The following is a 19,678-nucleotide window of genomic DNA, read 5'->3' on the forward strand; positions in this document are numbered from 1 at the left end:
CATGCCGTCCTCGAGCACCTCCTCCACCGCCGCCACGCCGGCGGCCGCGTCGGCCGGCGAGCGCCCCGGCCGCGCGAAGCGGGGCGAGACCTACCACTTCAAGCCGCACAACGTCGGCCGCTGGCTGATCTGGAGCCTGTACGCGATCGCGCTGATCGTCGCGCCGCTGATGTGGACCAGCAGCCTGGCGCAGACGATGCTGTCGCAGATGGGGATCGCGATCATCGCGTGCCTGTCCTACAACCTGCTGCTGGGGCAGGGCGGCATGCTCAGCTTCGGCCACGCGGTCTACAGCGGGCTGGGCGCCTACCTCGCGATCCACACGCTCAACACCGTCGGCGCCGGCCAGCTCGCGCTGCCGGTCAGCCTGGTGCCGATCGTCGGCGGCTTCGCGGGGCTGGGCTTCGCGGCGCTGTTCGGCTACGTCTCGACCAAGAAATCCGGCACCCCGTTCGCGATGATCACGCTGGGCCTGGGCGAGCTGATCTGGTCGATGTCGCTGATGCTGCCGGAGTTCTTCGGCGGCGAGGGCGGCATCTCCTCCAACCGCGTCGTCGGCAAGGCGGTCTGGGGCATCAGCTTCGGGCCGCAGATCCAGGTCTATTACCTGATCGCCGTCTACTGCTTCGTCTGCACGGCGCTGCTGTACGCGTTCACGCGCACGCCGCTGGGCCGCATGCTCAACGCGGTGCGCGACAACCCCGAGCGCGTCGAATTCATCGGCTACGACACGCAGTGGGTGCGCTTCCTCGCGTTCCTGATCGCGGGCTTCTTCGCCGGCGTGTCGGGCGGGCTGTCGGCGCTGAACTTCGAGATCGTCACCGCGGAGGTCGTCGGCGCGGCGCGCTCCGGCGCCTACCTGCTGTTCACCTTCCTGGGCGGCGCGACCTTCTTCTTCGGGCCCATCATCGGCGCGGTGCTGATGGTGGTCGCGCTGGTGCTGCTGTCGGAGCTGACCAAGGCCTGGCTGCTCTACCTGGGCCTGGTGTTCCTGTTCATGGTGATGTACGCGCCGGGCGGCATCGCCTCGCTGATCATGATGAACCTGCGGCTGGCGGCCTTCGGCAAGTTGCGCGCGCTGTGGCCGTCCTACCTGGGCCTGGCCGGCGCGGCGGTGACGATGCTGCTGGGCGGCTCGGCGATGGTGGAGATGCTCTACCACCTGCAGCTCAACGAGGCCCTCGGTCCGAAGATGAGTTACCTCGGCCTGGCGTTGAACGCCAGGAGCGTCGAGTCCTGGTTCGGCGCCGGCTTCGTGCTGCTGACCGGGCTGGGCCTGTTCGAGCTGCTGCGCCGCCAGTTCCGCGCCGAGTGGGACAAGGCGCAGGAGGAGATCGAGAAGGAGATCAAGCGGAGGGAGAGCCTGTGAGCGCCGCCAACACCCCGTACGCGCTGGAGCTCAAGGCCGTGCGCAAGAGCTTCGGCAAGAGCGAGATCATCCGCGGCGCGGAGCTCGCGGTGAAACCCGGCGAGCGCGTGGCGATCATCGGCCCGAACGGCGCCGGCAAGTCCACGCTGTTCAACCTGATCAGCGGCCGCTTCGCGCCCACCAGCGGCGAGATCCGGCTCTTCGGCGAGCGCATCGACCAGCTGCCGCCCTACAAGATCAACCGCCGCGGCCTGTCGCGCAGCTTCCAGGTGTCCAACCTGTTCACGCGGCTGTCGGTGTTCGAGAACATCCGCTGCGCGCTGCTGTGGTCGATGGGCCAGAAGTACGCGTTCTGGAAGTTCCTCGCCGGCATGGACGAGGTCAACGACCGGGTCGAGGAGCTGCTGGAGATGATCCACCTGGACAAGAAGCGCGACGTGCCGGCGGTCAACCTGACCTACGCCGAGGCCCGCGCGCTGGAGATCGGCATCACGATCGCCGGCGGCTCGCAGGTGATCCTGCTGGACGAACCGACGGCAGGCATGAGCAAGAGCGAGACCAGGCGCTTCATCCAGCTGATCCGCCAGGTCACCGAGGGCCGCACGCTGCTGACGGTGGAGCACGACATGGGGGTCGTCTTCGGCCTGGCCGACAAGATCGCGGTGCTGGTCTACGGCGAGGTGATCGCCTTCGACACGCCCGACGCGGTGCGCGCCAACACGCGGGTGCAGGAGGCCTACCTCGGCTCGGTGCTGGCCGAGTCTCAGGCCGCGGGAGCGCACGCATGAGCGCCGCCCTGCACGACAGCAACGTCGGCGCGATGCGCGCCGCGGCGGCGGGCGCCACGGCGGCCGGCACGCGGGCGCTGGCGCTGGACAACGTCCATGCCTTCTACGGCAAGAGCCATGTGCTGCACGGCGTGTCGATGACGGTGCGGCCCGGCGAGATCGTCAGCCTGCTGGGCCGCAACGGCTCGGGGCGCTCGACGACGGTGAAGACGATCATGGGGCAAGTCGACGGCACGGGCTCGATCGCCTGGGGCGGCGAGGAGCTGCTGGGCCGAAAGGCCTACGAGATCGCGCACCGCGGCATCGGCTACGTGCCGGAGAACCGCGACATCTTCCCCAAGCTCACGGTGCACCAGAACCTGATGCTCGGGGAGAAGGGCGGCCGCCGCGGAGCCAAGCCGCGCTGGAGCTTCGACGACATGTACGCGATGTTCCCGCGCCTGAAGGAGCGCCAGCACACCGAGGCCGGCGTGCTCTCCGGCGGCGAGCAGCAGATGCTGACGCTGTGCCGCACGCTGATGGGCGACCCGGACCTGATCATGATCGACGAGCCGACGGAAGGGCTGGCGCCCAAGATCGTCGAGCTGGTGGCGGAGTACCTCAAGGAGCTCAAGCGGCGCGGCGTGTCGGTGCTGCTGGTGGAGCAGAAGCTGGCGATCGCGCTGGAGATCAGCGAGCGCTGCTACGTGATGGGCCATGGCCGCATCGTGTTCGAGGGCACGCCTGCCGAGCTGCGCGCCAACGCCTACGTGCGCAAGGAGTGGCTGGAGGTCTGAGGCAGGTCCCGGCGGGCCACCGCGCCCCGTCGGGATGTCGGCATTCCCGACATCGCCTCCCCCCACGTTCGAAGGCCCCCCGCCGCGTGCCGGCGTCCCCTGATCCGGGTGGCCCATCCCGCGACAAGCGGGGGGTGGCGGACTACATTGGCCGCCAGGACAGAAGAACAGGGAGCCGCCCATGAATTCGGTGCAGCCTTGGATGGTCGTCGCGGGGTCGCTGGCTGGATTGGCGGTGGGTGGGGCGGTCGCCAGCGGATGGTGGTGGGCCAAGCTCAAGCGGGCTCGGCGCCTGATCGACCGCATCGAATCGTCGCGCCAGCTGCTCAACGAGCAGACCACGCAGGCCCGGCGCCAGATCGAGCGCATGCAGATGGAGCTCGGCGAGCTGCGCCTGATCGCCGAGCGCATGCGCCGCAAGGCGGCGCTCGCGGCCGTGCCGCATGACTCGCAGCAGGACGCGGCCGAGTCGATCCTGCCGCTGGACTCCGTCTCGCCCGTGAGCGCGCCCTCGCCGCTGTCGAGCTTCCGTCCGATCGAGAAACCCCGCGCGCCCGAGCCGCCGGTCGACCTGGCCGCGCAGCGCGCCGAACGCGCCCGCGAACGCGCCGCCGAGGGCGGCTTCGCCCGCACCGAGATCCAGGATTCGGACGCCGCGCCGCGCGGCTTCGCGCCGACGCAGCTCGACAAGCCGTTCTGACCACCCCGGCCGGCGCGGGAGCGCCGGTCCGGCCGCGTCGCGGCCCCTGTCGGTCCCGACCAGCCTGATCGACCCGGCCGTCCAGGTCGCCCTGGCCGCCCTGGCCGCCCTGATCGCCCTGGTCGCCCTGGTCGCCCTGGTCGCCCCGGCCGTCGGGGCTTCCCCCGATGCCGCGCCGAACTGCTTGTCACAGCAGAGACAAGCGTCTCGCACCCGGGCTGCCTAGAATCGAACGATCGTTCTTTTCGCCCTGGCGTCCGAGGAGACATCGCGCCGGCGGCGAGGCTCATTCCCCCACTGGAAGGAACTCACATGGGTGCCAGCTACGAAGTCCGCGGCCAGGTCGCGGTGATCACGCTCAACAATCCGCCGGTCAACGGCCTGGGCCATGCCACGCGGCTGGCCGTCGCCGAGGGCGTCGAGCAGGCCGAGAACGATCCCGCCATCAAGGCCATCGTCATCACCGGCGCCGGCAAGGCCTTCTCCGGTGGCGCCGACATCCGCGAGTTCGGCTCGCCCAAGGCGCTGGCCGAACCCAACCTGGGCTCGCTGATCAACCGGGTCGAGTCCTGCACCAAGCCGGTCGTCGCCGCGATCCACAGCGTGGCCATGGGCGGCGGCCTGGAGCTGGCGCTGGGCTGCCACTACCGCGTCACCGCGCCGGGCGCCAAGATCGCGCTGCCCGAGGTGAAGCTGGGCCTGCTGCCCGGCGCCGGCGGCACGCAGCGCCTGCCGCGCGCGCTGGGCGTCGAGCCCGCGCTGAACATGATCGTCAGCGGCGAGCCGGTGGCCAGCGAACTGCTCGCGCAGGTCCCCGGCCAGGTGCTGTTCCAGAAGGTCATCGACGGCGACCTGATCGACGGCGCGGTGCAGTTCGCGATGGACATCGCCGACAAGCGCCCGCTGCCGCGCGTGCGCGACATCAAGGCGCAGCACCCGGAGGCGCAGGCCTACTTCCAGTTCGCGCGCAACACCGTCGGCGCGATGGCCAAGAACTTCCCCGCGCCGCTGCAGTGCGTGGAGACCGTGGCCAACGCGGTGTCGATGAAGTTCGAGGACGGCATGCGCGCCGAGCGCGAGGCCTTCGCCCACCTGATGCTGACGCCGGAATCCAAGGCGCTGCGCCACGCGTTCTTCGCCGAGCGCGCCGCCTCCAAGATCCCCGACGTGCCCGAGGACACGCCGCTGCGCAAGGTCGAGAAGGTCGCCATCATCGGCGCCGGCACGATGGGCGGCGGCATCGCGATGAACTTCCTCAACGCCGGCATCCCGGTCGTGATCCTGGAGATGAAGCAGGACGCGCTGGACCGCGGCGTGGCCACCATCCGCAAGAACTACGAGGCGCAGGTCAAGAAGGGCAAGCTCAAGGAAGACCGCTACGCCCAGCGCATGGCGCTGCTCGACACCACGCTGAACTACGCCGACATCGGCAACGCCGACCTGGTCATCGAGGCCGTCTTCGAGGACATCGGCGTCAAGGAGCAGGTGTTCAAGCAGCTCGACGAGGTGATGAAGCCCGGCGCGATCCTGGCCTCCAACACCTCGACGCTGGACGTGGACAAGATCGCGGCCTTCACCAGGCGGCCGCAGGACGTCATCGGCACCCACTTCTTCAGCCCGGCCAACGTGATGAAGCTGCTGGAGGTGGTGCGCGGCGCGGCCACCGCCAAGGACGTGCTGGCCACCGTGATGGCGCTGGGCAAGAAGATCCGCAAGACCTGCGTCGTCTCCGGCGTCTGCGACGGCTTCATCGGCAACCGCATGATCGAGCAGTACAGCCGCCAGGCCGGTTTCCTGCTGGAGGAGGGCTGCACGCCGCAGCAGGTGGACAAGGCGGTCGAGCGCTTCGGCTTCGCGATGGGCCCGTTCCGCATGGGCGACCTGGCCGGCAACGACGTGGGCTGGTACATCCGCAAGCGCCGCTACCTGGAGAAGCCGGACCTGCGCTACTCCAAGACCGCCGACCTGCTGTGCGAGATGGGCCGCTTTGGCCAGAAGACCGGCGCGGGCTGGTACGACTACCTGCCGGGCAAGCGCGACGCGATCCCCTCGAAGACCGTCAACGAGATGATCGACATGCACCGCGCCACGCTGGGCATCACGCCGCGCAAGATCAGCGACGAGGAGATCGTGCACCGCCTGGTCTTCGCGCTGGTGAACGAGGGCGCCCGCATCCTGGAGGAGGGCATCGCGCTGCGCGCCTCCGACATCGACATGGTCTACCTGACCGGCTACGGCTTCCCGCTCTTCCGCGGCGGCCCGATGTGCTACGCCGACACGGTCGGCCTGTACAACGTCGCGCAGTCGATGAAGCGCTTCGCCAAGAACCCGCTGGACGACGCGAAGTTCTGGCAGCCCGCGCCGCTGCTGCAGCGCCTGGCCGACCAGGGCAAGGGCTTCAACGACTGACCCCGCGGACCCGCATCAGGAGAAAAGAATGAGCAAGGCATTGATCGTTTCCACGGCCCGCACCCCGCTCGCGAAGAGCTGGAAGGGCTCGTTCAACATGACCCACGGCGCGACGCTGGGCGGCCACGTGGTGCGTGCCGCGCTGGAGCGCGCCGGCATCGAGGGCGGCGAGGTCGAGGACGTGCTGATGGGCTGCGCGACGCCCGAGGGCGCCACCGGCAGCAACATCGCGCGCCAGGTCGCGCTGCGCGCCGGGCTGCCGGTCAGCGTCTCGGGCCAGACCGTCAACCGGTTCTGCTCCAGCGGCCTGCAGACCATCGCCACGGCCGCGCAGCGCATCGTCGCGGGCGAGGCCGACGTGTTCGTCGCCGGCGGCGTGGAGAGCATCTCCTGCGTGCAGAACGAGGCCAACCGCCACATGATCCACGAGAGCTGGCTGTCGGCGCACAAGCCCGAGATCTACTGGTCGATGCTGCAGACGGCCGAGAACGTCGCGCAGCGCTACAAGATCCCGCGCGAGCGCATGGACCGCTACGGCGCGGCGTCGCAGCAGCGCGCCTGCGCGGCGCAGGCCGAGGGCCTGTTCAACGCCGAGATCGTGCCCATCACCGTGATGGCCGGCGTGGCCGACAAGGTGCGCGGGATGATGACCCGGGAGGTCACCGTCTCCGTCGACGAGGGCCTGCGCGTGGGCACCACCTACGAGAGCATCAAGGACCTGCGCACGGCGCTGCCCGGCGGCGTGATCTCCGCGGGCAACGCGAGCCAGTTCTCCGACGGCGCCGGCGCCTGCGCGATCGTCAGCGAGTCCTATGCAGAGAAGAAGGGCCTCAAGCCGCTGGGCCGTTTCCTGGGCTTCGCGGTCGCGGGCTGCGAGCCCGACGAGATGGGCATCGGCCCGGTCTTCGCCGTGCCCAAGGTGCTCAAGCGCCTGGGCCTGAAGGTCTCCGACATCGACCTGTGGGAACTCAACGAGGCCTTCGCGGTGCAGGTGCTGTATTGCGCCGACACGCTGGGCATCCCGATGGACCGGCTGAACGTCAACGGCGGCGCGATCGCGATCGGCCACCCGTACGGCGTGTCGGGCCAGCGCCTGACCGGCCACGCGCTGATCGAAGGCAAGCGCCGCGGCGCCAAGCGCGTGTGCGTGACGATGTGCATCGGCGGCGGCATGGGCGCCGCGGGCGTGTTCGAAGTCCTCTGACCGACGCGAGGTCCGCATGCGCCAGACGCTGGAATTCCTGCTCTACGACTGGCTGAAGGTGCAGGACCTCGGCCGGCGCGAGCGCTTCTCGGAGCACTCGCGGGAGACCTTCGACGCGGTGCTCGACACCTGCGAGAAGATCGCCCGCGAGAAGTTCGCGCCGTTCAACCGCCTGGCCGACACCGAGGAGCCGCGCTTCGACGGCGAACGGGTGCACCTGCCCCGCGCGACGCACGAGGCGCTCGCCGCCTACGTCGGCTCCGGCATGCTGGCCGCCGCGCAGGACTACGAGCACGGCGGCATGCAGCTGCCCTGCGTCGTCGAGATGGCCGCCAACTGCTTCTTCAGCAAGGCCAGCGTGGCCCTGGGCGGCTACGCGATGCTGACCAACGGCAACGCCAACCTGCTGATGGCGCACGGCACGCCGGCGCAGCGCGAGGTGTTCGCGATGAACGGGTTCAGCGGGCGCTGGTTCGGCACGATGTGCCTGTCCGAGCCGCAGGCGGGCTCGTCGCTGTCGGACGTCGCCACGCGCGCCGAGCCCGACGGCGCGGACTTCGAGGCCGATCCGCTCGGCCCGCGCTTCCGCCTCGCCGGCAACAAGATGTGGATCTCCGGCGGCGAGCACGAGATCACCGAGAACATCGTCCACCTGGTGCTGGCCAAGATCCCCGGGCCCGACGGCAAGCCGCTGCCGGGGACCAAGGGCATCTCGCTGTTCATCGTGCCCAAGCACCTGGTCGACACCCAGGGCCAACTGACCGGCGAGCGCAACGACGTCGCGCTGGCCGGCCTGAACCACAAGCTGGGCTACCGCGGCACGACCAACTGCCTGCTCAACTTCGGCGAGGGCCGCCACGCGCCGCGCGGCGCGAAGGGCGCGATCGGCTACCTGGTCGGCAAGCCGGGCGAGGGCCTGCGCTGCATGTTCCACATGATGAACGAGGCCCGCATCGGCGTGGGCCTCGGCGCGGTGATGCTGGGCTACGCCGGCTACGAGGCCAGCCTCGAGTACGCGCGCCAGCGCCCGCAGGGCCGGCCGGTGACGGCGGCGGGCAAGGACGCGGCGCAGCCGCAGCGCCCGATCGTCGAGCATGCCGACGTCAAGCGCATGCTGCTGGCGCAGAAGAGCTACGTCGAAGGCGGGCTCGCGCTGGAGCTGTTCTGCGCGCGGCTGGTCGACGAGCAGCACACCGGCTCGGACGACGAGGCGGCCGCGGCGAAGCGGCTGCTCGAGGTGCTGATCCCGATCGCCAAGAGCTGGCCCAGCGAGTGGTGCCTGGAGGCGAACTCGCTGGCGATCCAGGTGCTGGGCGGCTACGGCTACACGCGCGATTTCCCGGTGGAGCAGTACTGGCGCGACAACCGCCTGAACATGATCCACGAGGGCACGCACGGCATCCAGGCGCTGGACCTGCTGGGGCGCAAGGTCGTCATGGACGGCGGCCAGGCGCTGATGGCGCTGGCCGCGCGCGTCAGCGACACCGCGCAGCGCGCCGGCCAGGTGCCAGGTCTTGCCGAGGCGGCCAATGAACTGGGCGCGGCGCTGGCCGCGGTCGGCGGCGCGACCAAGAAGGCCTGGTCCACCGGCGAGCCCGAGGCGGCGCTGGCCAACGCGACGCCCTACCTGCAGGCCTTCGGCCACCTGGTGCTGGCGTGGGTCTGGCTGGACGTGGTGCTGGCGCTGGACGGGCGGGAGGACGACTTCGCCCACGGCAAGCGCTCGGCGCAGCGCTACTTCTTCGCCTACGAGCTGCCCAAGATCCATGCCTGGCTGGGCGTGGTGGCGCGGCGCGAGGCCCTCACCCGCGAGATGCAGGACGCGTGGTTCTGAACGAACGACCCAAGGAGACGACGATGAGCAGCAAGGTGCAAGACCTTTTCGACCTGACCGGCCAGGTGGCGCTGGTGACCGGCGGATCGCGCGGGCTGGGCCTGCAGATCGCCGAGGCGCTGGGCGAGGCCGGCGCGACGCTGATGCTGAGCTCGCGCAAGGCGGCCGACCTGGAGGAGGCCGTGGCCCACCTGAAGGCGCGCGGCATCGAGGCGCAGTTCGTCGCCGCGGACGCGTCCGACGAGGCGCAGGCGCGCGGCATCGTCGAGCAGACGCTGGCCAGGCTCGGCAAGATCGACATCCTCGTGAACAACGCCGGCGCGACCTGGGGCGCGCCCGCCGAGGACCATCCGGTCGAGGCCTGGGACAAGGTCATGGACCTCAACATCCGCAGCCTGTTCGTGATGAGCCAGGAGGTCGCGCGGCGCAGCATGATCCCGCGCAAGTCGGGCCGCATCATCAACGTGGCCTCGATCGCCGGCCTGGGCGGCAACAGCGGGATGATGAAGACCATCGCCTACAACACCAGCAAGGGCGCCGCAGTGAACTTCACCCGCGCGCTGGCCGGCGAGTGGGGCGCCTACGGCATCACCGTCAACGCGCTGGCGCCGGGGTTCTTCCCCAGCAAGATGACCAAGGGCCTGATGGCGGCGATCGGCGAGGACAAGCTCGCCGAGCACGCCCCGCTCAAGCGCATCGGCGATGATGAGGACCTCAAGGGCGCCGCCCTGCTGTTCGCGAGCCGCGCCGGGAAACACATCACCGGGCAGGTCCTCGCGGTCGACGGCGGCGTGTCCGCCGTCCACGGCAGCTGATGCCTTCCACCCCGCCGATCCCATGTCCGAGCCGCTGAAGTTCCCCGTCCACATTCCCTTCGTCCAGCAGCTGGGCTTCGAGCTGACGCGCATCGACGACGGCGAGGCGGAACTGCGGGTGGACATCCGCGAGCTGCATCTGAACTCGTGGGAAGTGGCGCACGGCGGCGTGCTGATGACGCTGCTGGACGTGGCGATGGCGCATGCCGCGCGCAGCGTGCACCGCGACCAGCCCGGCTTCGGGCCGGGCGTGGTGACGGTGGAGATGAAGACCAGCTTCATGCGCCCGGGCGAGGGCGCGTTGCGGGCGGTGGGGCGGCTGCTGCACCGCTCCACCACGATGGCCTTCTGCGACGGCTCGGTCTACGGCGAGGACGGCAAGCTCTGCGCGCACGCGACCGGGACCTTCAAGTACCTCAAGGCGCTGCCCGGCAAGGGCCGCAGCCTCAAGGCGCTGCAGCGCAGCGAGGGCTGACGGCCGGGCCGCGGCCCTCGATCGTCATCGCGCCCGGTCGGTCGCCAGGCCCTGCACGGCCTGCATCGCGACGCCGAAGTGGCGGACCGTCTCCGGATCGAGTTGAAGCAGGCGTCCGGGCTGGCGCGCGGCCAGGACCGCGGAGGCCCGGTGCAAGGAAGTCCGCTCGTGGGGCTTGAGCAGCCGCGTCGGCGTATCCAGCAACGCCCGGGCGAGCGCGTCGGCGTTCTGGGACGACATCGCGCAGCGGGGATGCTGGCCCTCGTTGCCGGCGTGCGCCCGCTGCCAGGCATGGAGCGTGCGCATCACGGTATCGGCGGCCTCGAGGTCCTGCTGGGAGACCCGCGGCGCGGACGGCGACGGCGGCATGTCGATCTGCCGCGCCAGGCCGGTGCGAGGTCGCCGGGCGAAGAGTTCGTCGCGCCGGGGCGGGACGTCGTAGATCGATTCCGACGGGCGGCGGGGGAGCACGTCGTAGGTCGGGGCCGCCTCGCGCCGCGGAGGCACGTCGTAGATCGACGCCACCTCGCGCCGCGGGGGCACGTCGTAGATCGGGTCCGCCTGGAGGCCCGGGAGCGCTTCGTAGACGTTCTCCTCGCGCGGCTGCGGCACGGCGCCGATCGGTCCATGGCGCGGTGGCGCGGCCTTGGCGCCCACGCCGGCTGCGGACGGGTCCGTCGGTATCGGGGGCAACGGCCGACGCTGGTGCGGTCGCCACTTCTCTTCCACGGTGTCCATCAGCGACTGCGGTTCGATCCGCCGGGCGCCGGTTTCCAGCATCAATCGAGCGGCCAGCTGCGGCGGGCAGGTCCTTTCGTCGAGCACCAGGACGCGCGTCGGGCCGCGCAGCCGCACCAGCAGCGACACCTTCAGGCTTTCCAGGGCCCGGTAGTGCACCGACGACAGGTCCAGTGTCTCGGGCTTGCGCGCCAGCGCCTTCTCGATCAGCCGCGCCAGCGGTTCGGTCAGCGGCTTGGGCAGGGTGTCGCGCTTCATCCAGTCGCGCACCTCGGCGTCGTTGGGAGCCCGCTCCGGGTGCGACTTGTGGTCGGCCCAGGGGAGATTCGAGCGGCGGAAGATCTGCATGGCGGTGATGGCAGGCTGCCAGGGTCGAAAGAAGGTGGTCAGTCGCCATCCGCCCCCGCGGGTTGCTGACCTTCATCGGCGTCATCCGCACCCCGCCGCAGAAAAGCACGCTCGTTCTTTTCTGTCGCGCGAGGGACGCGGCGTAGGGGGTGGGCGTGGTTCAATCGCCGGCATTCCGTCACGGATCGAGGTGGGTGACCCACCCGCCGATCCCCCATCGAAGCCATGCCCTGACATGGCTGAATCAAGACCGAGGAGTCCCCGATGAGCCAAGTGAACCGTCAGATCCTGCTGGCGTCCCGCCCGACCGGCGAGCCGTCCGCTGACAACTTCAAGCTGGTCGAACAGCCGCTGCCCGAGCTGGCCGACGGCCAGGTCCTGGTGCGCAACCATTACCTGAGCCTCGATCCCTACATGCGGGGCCGCATGAACGAGGGCAAGAGCTACGCCACGCCGCAGCCGCTGAACGAGGTCATGATCGGCGGCACCGTCGGCGAGGTCGTCGCGTCCAGGAACCCGCACTTCGGCGTCGGCGACAAGGTCGTCGGCATGGGCGGCTGGCAGGAGTACCAGCTCGTGGACGCCAGCCAGCGCGGCGTGCTGCAGAAGGTCGACACCACCCACGTGCCGCTGTCGGCCTACCTGGGCGCGGTCGGCATGCCGGGCGTGACCGGCTGGTACGGGCTGGTGAAGATCATCGATCCGAAGCCGGGCGAGACCGTCGTGGTCAGCGCCGCCAGCGGCGCGGTCGGCGGCGCGGTGGGCCAGCTGGCCAAGGCGCGCGGCGCGCGCGCGGTCGGCATCGCCGGCGGCGCTGACAAGTGCCGCTACGTCGTCGAGGAACTCGGCTTCGACGCCTGCATCGACTACAAGCAGCACAAGGACGCGAAGTCGCTGTCCGCGGCGCTCAAGGCCGATTGCCCCAACGGCATCGACGGCTACTTCGAGAACGTCGGCGGCATGATCCTGGACGCCGTGATGTCCCGCGCCAACGCGTTCAGCCGCGTGGCGATGTGCGGCATGATCGCCGGCTACAACGGCGAGCCCATCCCGCTGAGCGCGCCGCAGCTGATCCTGGTGAACCGGATGAAGATCGAGGGCTTCATCGTCTCCGAGCACATGGAGGTCTGGCCCGAGGCGCTGAAGGAACTCGGCACGCTGGTGGCCACCGGCAAGCTGAAGTACCGCGAGACCGTCGCGCAGGGCCTGGCCGCCGCGCCCGAGGCCTTCCTGGGCCTGCTCAAGGGCCGCAACTTCGGCAAGCAGTTGGTGAAGCTCCTCTGATGTCCGGGCCGCGCTGGACCTGTCAGCGCTTCGACGACCTGGGCCTGCGGGGCCTGTACCGCGCGTTGCGGTTGCGCTCCGAGGTCTTCGTCATCGAGCAGCGCTGCATCTACCTCGACCCCGACGGGCTCGACGAGGACGCCTGGCACCTGCAGGGCCTGGGGCAGGGCGTGGACGGCGCCGAGATGCTCTTCGCCTACGCGCGGCTGCTGCCGCCGTCGATCGGGGACGGGAGCGCGCGCATCGGGCGCGTGATCACCGCGCCGACCGCGCGCGGCGGCGGGCTGGGCCGGGCGCTGGTGAGCCAGGCGGTGCGCGAGTGCCAGAAGCTCTGGCCCGCGACGCCGATCGAGCTCGGCGCGCAGGCCCACCTGCGCGCGTTCTACGGCAGCTTCGGTTTCGTGCCGGTCTCCGACGTCTATGACGAGGACGGCATCCCCCACATCGACATGCGCAAGGAGGCGACGCCATGAGCGACGCGATCGACGCGGTGACGGGCGACGACCTGGTCCTGCACCATTACGGCAGCTCGCCCTTCGCCGAGAAGGCGCGGCTGATGCTGGGCCTCAAGGGCCTGGCCTGGCACTCGGTGACGGTGCCGATGGTGCTGCCCAAGCCGGACGTGGTCGCGCTGACCGGCGGCTACCGGCGCACGCCCTTCCTGCAGGTCGGCGCCGACATCTTCTGCGACACCGCGCTGATCGCGGAGCTGCTGGAGGCGCGCCGCCCGTCGACCAGCCTGTTCCCCGCGGCGATCGCGGGGCAGGCGCGCGCGCTGGCGCAGTGGGCCGACACCGAGCTGTTCTGGACCGTGCTGCCGTACGCGATGCAGCCGGCCGGCGCGACCGCGCTGTTCGCCGGCGCGCCGCCGGAGATGCTCAAGGTCTTCGTCGCCGACCGCAAGGCGATGAGCGAGGGCATGCCGCAGGTGCGCGGCAGCGATGCCGGCGCGGCGCTGACGCAGTACCTCGAGTGGCTGTCGTCGATGCTGGCCGACGGGCGGCCCTGGCTGCTGGGCGACGCGGCCTGCATCGCCGACCTGAGCGTCTACCACCCGCTGTGGTTCCTGACCCGCACCGGCCCGTTGGCGGAGATCCTGCAGCCGCACGAGGCGCTGCGGGCGTGGATGGGCCGTGTCGGCGCGATCGGCCATGGCGACAAGCGGGGCAAGCTCGACGGCGCCGGCGCGATCGCGCTGGCCCAGGCGTCGACGCCCCGGGCCACCACGGTCGAGGCGGGCCTGGGCTTCGAGGCCGGCGACGCGGTCACCGTCACGCCCTACGACTACGCCCGCGACGCGGTCGCCGGCGAGCTGGTCGGCCTGAGCTGCCGCACCGTCACGCTGGCCCGCGACGACGACCGCGCGGGCCGGGTGCACGTGCACTTCCCCCGCATCCGCTACACGCTGAAAAAGGCCGGCTGATCCGACGGACGGCCCCACGAGCAGAACAAGGAGACAGGCGCATGAAGGACTATCAAGGCAAGACGGCGGTGATCACCGGCGCGGGCTCGGGCTTCGGCCTGGAGGTGGCGCGCATCGCCGCGGCGCGCGGCATGAACCTGGTGCTGTGCGACGTCCAGCAGGACGCGCTGGACCAGGCCGCCGCCGAGTTCGCCGGGCACCCGGTGCTGGCGCGGCGCGTGGACGTCGCCAAGGCCGACCAGATGGAGGCGCTGGCCGCGGCGGTGCGGGAGCGCTTCGGCGCGCCGAACTTCGTGTTCAACAACGCCGGCGTCGGCTCGGGCGGGCTGATCTGGGAGAACACGCTGTCGGACTGGGACTGGGTCCTGGGCGTCAACCTGATGGGCGTGGTGCACGGCGTGCGGCTGTTCACGCCGATGATGCTGGAGGCGGCCCGCCAGGACCCCGCGTGGCAGGGGCACATCGTCAACACGGCCTCGATGGCGGGCATGCTGAATCCGCCCAACATGGGCGTCTACAACGTGTCCAAGCACGCGGTCGTGTCGCTCAGCGAGACGCTGCATCAAGACCTGGCGCTGGTCACCGACCAGGTGCGCGCCTCGGTGCTGTGCCCGTACTTCGTGCCGACCGGCATCACGCAGAGCCACCGCAACCGCCCCGGCGAGCAGGCGGCCGGCAAGCCCACGCGCAGCCAGCTGATCTCGCAGGCGATGACGGACAAGGCGGTGAGCTCGGGCAAGCTGACCGCGGCCGACGTCGCGCGCATGGTCTTCGACGCGATGGACGAGGAGCGCTTCTACATCTTCAGCCACCCGCAGGCGCTCAAGGGCGTGCAGACGCGGCTGGAGGACGTGATGCAGCTGCGCAACCCGACCGACCCGTTCCAGGACAAGCCCGAGATCGGCGCGAAGCTCAAGGAATCCCTGCGCGGCTGAGGCGCGTTGCATGGCAAGGCCATGACATGTGGCCGCCACCTGACAGATCTGACAGGGGACCACCCCCGGATGCGGGAGATGGCGTCCCCTCTTGCGGGGTAGGCGGGCTCACAATCCGCCGGTGGTCCCGCTCGCCCTCCCTCGTTGCCTGCGACTGCTCGCGCGGCTGCTGCCGGTGCTGGCGGCCGCGTTGGCGGCGTGGCTCGCGCTGGCCGGGCAGGGGCACGCCGATCCCCGCGACTGGCTCACGCCCGAGGAGCGCGCCTGGGTCGCGCAGCATCCGGTGCTGCGCGTCGGCGGATCGGCCAGCTACGGCCCCTTCACCTATGTCGACGAGGAAGGCCGCATCGCCGGCCTGTCGCTCGACTACGCGCGCCGGCTGTCCGAGCTGACCGGGCTGCGCTTCGAGTTCCGCAAGCCGCAGACCTTCGCGGAGAACCTCAACGACCTGGCCAACGGCGAGCTCGACGTGCAGATGTCGCTGCGCGAGACGCCGGAGCGCGCGCAGATGTTCGGCTTCACCCGGCCCTACATCACCGTGCCGGCGGTGCTGCTGCGCCGCGCCGGCGCGGGCGACGGACCGCTGCAGCCCGGCGAGACGGTGGCGGTGGCGCGCGGCTACGCGGTCGCCGAGTTCCTGCGCGACCGCTACGCCACCAATCCGGTGCGGGTCGAGGTCGACGACCGGACCGTGCTGCGCCGGCTGGCCGGCGGCGACATCGGCGCGGCGGTGATGGACCTGGCCGGCGCGACCTACCTGATGCGGCGCGACGGCATCGGCAACCTGCGCGTCGTGGACGACATCGGCTTCGCCTACAACCTGGGCATCGGCTACCGGCGCGACTGGCCGATGCTGGGCCGCATCCTGGACAAGGCGCTCACGCGCATCGGCGACGGCGAGCGCCAGGCGATCGCGGACCGCTGGATCACGCAGGACACCGCGGCGATGCGCTGGCAGCGGCGCGCGCTGTGGGGCGCCGGCGTCGCGCTGGCGCTGGTGCTGGCCGGGCTGGGCGTGGCGCTGCTGTGGAACCGCGCGCTGCAGCGCCAGGTGCGGCTGCGCGGCGAGCTGTTGCAGCGCGAGCTCGGTGAGCGGATGCGGCTGCAGGACGCGGACCGGGCGCGCGAGCTGGCCGAGGTGACCAGCCGCACCAAGAGCGAGTTCCTGTCCCAGGCCAGCCATGAGCTGCGCACGCCGCTGAACGCGGTGCTGGGCTTCAGCCAGCTGCTGGCGCACGATCCGCAGCGGCCGCTGGACGAGACCCAGCACGCGCGGCTGCGCCACATCGACGAGGCGGCCAAGCACCTGCTGGTGCTGATCGAGGACATGATGACGCTCTCCCGCGTCGAGGCGAACACGCTGAGCGTGCAGTCGCTGCCGCTGCAGGCGGGGCCGCTGCTGCGGCGCGTGGTCGAGCTGGCGCAGCCGGCGGCCGAGGCCGCGGGCGTGGACCTGCGCCTGGGCATGACGCCCGAGGAGGACAGCACCCTGCCGCGGGTACAGGCCGATCCGATCCGGCTCGAGCAGGTGCTGCACAACCTCATCTCCAACGCGATCAAGTACAACCGCCGCGGCGGCTGGGTGACGGTGCGGGCGTCGGCCGAACCGCGCGGCTTCCGCATCGAGGTGCTCGACAACGGCATCGGGTTGAGCCCGGAGCAGCGCTCGCAGCTGTTCCAGCCGTTCAACCGCCTCGGGCGCGTGGAGCAGCCCGGGCATGGCATCGGGCTGGTCATCTGCAAGCAGCTGATGGAGCGCATGGGCGGGCGCATCCTGGTCAAGAGCGAAAGCGGCCAGGGCTCGACCTTCACGCTCGAGTTGCCGGCTGTGCCCGACGCCGCCTGATCGCGGCGGACTGCGGCCGACCGCGGCCGACCGCGGCCGATGGTGGCCGACTGCCGCCGATGGCACGGTCGGGCCGCGCGCTCCCGTTCCACGCCCGGGTCCCGCGGTCCGATGCCGCGCCGTGACCGGGTCCGATCCTCCGCTCTGGCACACTGCGCGCCCTGCGCAGTACCCTCGCTCCCATGTCCCTGCCCCAATCCCCTCGCCACGCCGTCGTCATCGGCGGCGGCCCCGCCGGCCTGATGGCCGCCGAACGGCTCGCCCTGGCCGGCGTCGCCGTCGACCTCTACGACGCGATGGCGTCCGTCGGCCGCAAGTTCCTGCTCGCGGGCAAGGGCGGGCTGAACCTCACGCACTCGGAATCCCGGCCCGACTTCGACACCCGCTACTTCGAGCGCCAGGATGAGGTGGGGCGCTGGCTCGACCGCTTCGACGGCCAGGCGCTGCGCGACTGGGCGCAGGCGCTGGGCGTCGAGACCTTCGTCGGGACCTCGGGGCGTGTGTTCCCGAAGGACCTGAAGGCGGCGCCGCTGCTGCGGGCGTGGCTGTCGCGGCTGCGAGGGCAGGGCGTGCGATTCCACATGCGGCATCGGTGGTCCGGCTGGGACGAGGACGGCGCGCTGCGGTTCACGTCACCGGAGGGCGAGGTCACGGTCCGCGCCGACGCGGTCGTGCTCGCGCTCGGCGGCGCGTCCTGGCCGCAGCTGGGATCGGACGGCGGCTGGGCGGCGGCGCTCGCCGGCGCGGGCGCCACCGTGTCGCCGCTGCGCGCGGCCAATTGCGGCTTCGACCTCGGCCCGCGCCGCGCAGGCGAGGCGCCGGGATGGTCGCCGTTCTTCGCCGAGAAATTCGCGGGCCAGCCGGTCAAGCCGGTGGCGCTCAGCGCCGAGGGCGTCGACGGCCGGCGCTTCTCGCGCCAGGGGGAGTTCGTCGTCACTGCGGGCGGCATCGAGGGCTCGCTCGTCTACGCGGCCTCGGCGCTGCTGCGCGAGCGCATCGAACGCGACGGCGAGGCGCTGGTCCACCTGGACCTGCTGCCGGGCCGTGACGCGGCGTGGGTGACGGAACAGGTCGCCCATCCACGTGGCTCGCGGTCGATGTCCTCGCACCTGAAGAGCCGCCTGAACATCGAAGGCCTCAAGGCCGGGTTGCTGCACGAGGCGCTGACCAAGGACGAGTACGCCGATGCCGCCACCCTGGCGCGCACCCTGAAGGCGCTGCCGCTGCGCCTGCGCGCGACGCGGCCCGTCGCCGAGGCGATCAGCACGGCCGGCGGCGTCACCTTCGGGTCGGTCGACGCGCGCCTGATGCTGACCTCGCGGCCCGGCGTCTTCGTCGCCGGCGAGATGCTCGACTGGGAAGCGCCCACCGGGGGCTACCTGCTCACCGCGGCGATGGCCAGCGGACTCGTCGCCGGGGATGCTGCGGCCGCCCGCCTGACCGCCTGACCGCCTGACCGCCTGACCGCCTGACCGCGCGATCGGCCTTCCATCGAAAATTCGGCTCAACATTTGAGCCGTAAAAGGCAAAATGCGGCTCATGAACCGCATTTCGTCTTCGCCGACCTGGATCTGGCAGCGTCCGGACTGGCCGGATTTCCATTACGACGCGCAGGACGTCGCCCCCTACCTGACCGAGGCCTACCTGATGCATGGCGGCATCGAGGGCAAGGCCGTCGCCATCGGGCTGGGGGAGACCAGCCCCGTCGTGCTGGACCTGTTCTCCGAGGAGGTCGTCGCCACCGCCGCGATCGAGGGTGAGCGCCTGTCGCTGGACGCGGTGCGATCCTCGGTGAAACGGCGCCTCGGCCTGGACGAGGACGGCCCGGTCGATCGCAGCGTCGACGGGCTGGTGGCCGTGATCGCCGACGCCACCACGCGCGTGGACCGCCCGCTGGACGAGGAGCGCCTGTGCCTCTGGCAGGGCGCGCTGTTTCCCAACGGCGTGTCAGGCATGCAGCGCATCGCCGTGGGCCGGTATCGCGACCACGACGACCCGATGCAGATCGTCAGCGGCCGGCCCGGCCGCGAGGTCGTGCATTACGTGGCGCCGCCCTCGCGCGACGTGCCGGCCCAGATGGCGCGTTTCCTCGACTGGTTCGCCGCGACGACGCCCCGCAAGGGCGTGGCGCCGTCGCTGGAGGGACCGCGGCTGGACGGCCTGGCGCGCGCCGCCATCGCGCATTTCTGGTTCGAGAGCATCCACCCGTTCGAGGACGGCAACGGCCGCGTGGGCCGCGCGATCGTCGACCTGGCGATCGCCCAGCACCTGCGCCCGCCGATGCGCCTGATCAGCCTGTCGCGCCAGCTGCTGACCTCGCGCCGGGCCTACTACGACGCGCTGAACGAGGCGCAGCTCGGCACGCTGGACGTGACTCCGTTGGTGCGCTGGTTCGCGCGCCAGTACACCGGCGCCTGCGACGCCACCGTGCGGATCATCGATTCGGCGATCGAGAAGCGCCGCTTCTGGGACACGCACGCGGCCACGGCGCTGGCGGAGCGCCAGCGCAAGGTGCTGCAGCGGCTGCTGGACGACGGCGACGGCGGTTTCCTCGGCGGCCTGAACGCCGAGAAGTACATCAAGATGACCGGCGTCTCGAAGGCGACCGCGACGCGGGACCTGACGGAGATGACCGCCGCCGGACAGCTGCGGGTGCAGGGCGTGGGCAAGGCGGCGCGGTACTACATCGACGTGCCGGGCTGGACGCACGGCGTCGCGTGAGGTTGCGCGTGAG

17 protein-coding genes are annotated in these 19,678 nt (G+C 70.9%); 16 read left to right on the forward strand and 1 reads right to left on the reverse strand.

Going from position 1 to position 19,678, the window contains the following annotated elements; genetic code table 11:
• Window position 1: 1 nt before the first annotated feature.
• From N5D62_RS11835 to N5D62_RS11875, 9 genes are all read left to right on the forward strand, one after another.
• Window positions 2–1,369 carry a branched-chain amino acid ABC transporter permease gene (locus N5D62_RS11835; protein ID WP_279758044.1) on the forward strand — a complete coding sequence of 456 codons (1,368 nt, stop codon included), beginning with the start codon at window positions 2–4 and terminating at the stop codon, window positions 1,367–1,369.
• The gene (locus N5D62_RS11840) at window positions 1,366–2,157 is read left to right on the forward strand and encodes an ABC transporter ATP-binding protein (protein WP_279758008.1); all 792 of its coding nucleotides are present in this window, start codon (window positions 1,366–1,368) and stop codon (window positions 2,155–2,157) included. Before N5D62_RS11835 ends, N5D62_RS11840 begins: the two co-directional genes overlap by 4 nt.
• 32 nt (window positions 2,158–2,189) lie before the next feature.
• Window positions 2,190–2,933: an ABC transporter ATP-binding protein gene (locus tag N5D62_RS11845; protein WP_279758045.1), complete on the forward strand. Its 744-nt coding sequence runs from the start codon at window positions 2,190–2,192 to the stop codon at window positions 2,931–2,933.
• A 181-nt stretch (window positions 2,934–3,114) separates the two neighbouring features.
• A complete protein-coding gene (locus tag N5D62_RS11850; protein ID WP_279758009.1) occupies window positions 3,115–3,633 on the forward strand; it encodes a hypothetical protein in 519 nt (172 codons plus the stop codon).
• Between the two features lie 312 nt (window positions 3,634–3,945).
• Window positions 3,946–6,042, forward strand: a complete 2,097-nt coding sequence (locus tag N5D62_RS11855) for a 3-hydroxyacyl-CoA dehydrogenase NAD-binding domain-containing protein (protein WP_279758010.1) — start codon at window positions 3,946–3,948, stop codon at window positions 6,040–6,042.
• Between the two features lie 28 nt (window positions 6,043–6,070).
• Window positions 6,071–7,246: an acetyl-CoA C-acyltransferase gene (locus N5D62_RS11860; protein WP_279758011.1), complete on the forward strand. Its 1,176-nt coding sequence runs from the start codon at window positions 6,071–6,073 to the stop codon at window positions 7,244–7,246.
• A gap of 16 nt (window positions 7,247–7,262) precedes the next feature.
• The gene (locus N5D62_RS11865; protein WP_279758012.1) at window positions 7,263–9,080 is read left to right on the forward strand and encodes an acyl-CoA dehydrogenase; all 1,818 of its coding nucleotides are present in this window, start codon (window positions 7,263–7,265) and stop codon (window positions 9,078–9,080) included.
• 23 nt (window positions 9,081–9,103) lie between these two features.
• Window positions 9,104–9,895 (forward strand): SDR family oxidoreductase, encoded by a 792-nt coding sequence (locus N5D62_RS11870; RefSeq protein WP_279758013.1) that lies wholly within the window; start codon window positions 9,104–9,106, stop codon window positions 9,893–9,895.
• 22 nt (window positions 9,896–9,917) lie between these two features.
• Window positions 9,918–10,370 carry a PaaI family thioesterase gene (locus N5D62_RS11875; RefSeq protein ID WP_279758014.1) on the forward strand — a complete coding sequence of 151 codons (453 nt, stop codon included), beginning with the start codon at window positions 9,918–9,920 and terminating at the stop codon, window positions 10,368–10,370.
• 24 nt (window positions 10,371–10,394) lie between these two features.
• Here N5D62_RS11875 and N5D62_RS11880 read toward each other — a convergent pair whose 3' ends face one another.
• On the reverse strand, window positions 10,395–11,456 hold the full coding sequence (locus N5D62_RS11880; protein ID WP_279758015.1) for a hypothetical protein: 1,062 nt from the start codon (window positions 11,454–11,456) through the stop codon (window positions 10,395–10,397).
• Window positions 11,457–11,720: 264 nt separating this feature from the next.
• Here N5D62_RS11880 and N5D62_RS11885 point away from each other — a divergent pair, with 264 nt between their 5' ends.
• The 7 genes from N5D62_RS11885 (at window position 11,721) to N5D62_RS11915 (ending at window position 19,665) form a co-directional block, all read left to right on the forward strand.
• Entirely contained in the window at window positions 11,721–12,740 is a 1,020-nt protein-coding gene (locus tag N5D62_RS11885) for an NADP-dependent oxidoreductase (RefSeq protein WP_279758016.1), read from the forward strand.
• Complete coding sequence (locus tag N5D62_RS11890) at window positions 12,740–13,213, forward strand: GNAT family N-acetyltransferase (protein WP_279758017.1); 474 nt, start codon at window positions 12,740–12,742, stop codon at window positions 13,211–13,213. Before N5D62_RS11885 ends, N5D62_RS11890 begins: the two co-directional genes overlap by 1 nt.
• Complete coding sequence (locus N5D62_RS11895) at window positions 13,210–14,163, forward strand: glutathione S-transferase family protein (protein ID WP_279758018.1); 954 nt, start codon at window positions 13,210–13,212, stop codon at window positions 14,161–14,163. The genes N5D62_RS11890 and N5D62_RS11895 overlap by 4 nt, the downstream gene beginning before the upstream one ends.
• Window positions 14,164–14,204: 41 nt before the next feature.
• A complete protein-coding gene (locus N5D62_RS11900) occupies window positions 14,205–15,098 on the forward strand; it encodes an SDR family oxidoreductase (protein WP_279758019.1) in 894 nt (297 codons plus the stop codon).
• A 121-nt stretch (window positions 15,099–15,219) separates the two neighbouring features.
• A complete protein-coding gene (locus N5D62_RS11905; RefSeq protein WP_279758020.1) occupies window positions 15,220–16,944 on the forward strand; it encodes a transporter substrate-binding domain-containing protein in 1,725 nt (574 codons plus the stop codon).
• Window positions 16,945–17,126: 182 nt separating this feature from the next.
• Window positions 17,127–18,392, forward strand: a complete 1,266-nt coding sequence (locus N5D62_RS11910) for a TIGR03862 family flavoprotein (RefSeq protein ID WP_279758021.1) — start codon at window positions 17,127–17,129, stop codon at window positions 18,390–18,392.
• Between the two features lie 91 nt (window positions 18,393–18,483).
• Window positions 18,484–19,665, forward strand: coding sequence for a Fic family protein (locus N5D62_RS11915; protein WP_279758022.1), 1,182 nt, complete (start codon window positions 18,484–18,486; stop codon window positions 19,663–19,665).
• Window positions 19,666–19,678: the final 13 nt, after the last annotated feature.

The sequence above is a fragment of the Mitsuaria sp. GD03876 genome (assembly GCF_029840635.1).
Taxonomy (GTDB): domain Bacteria; phylum Pseudomonadota; class Gammaproteobacteria; order Burkholderiales; family Burkholderiaceae_C; genus Roseateles.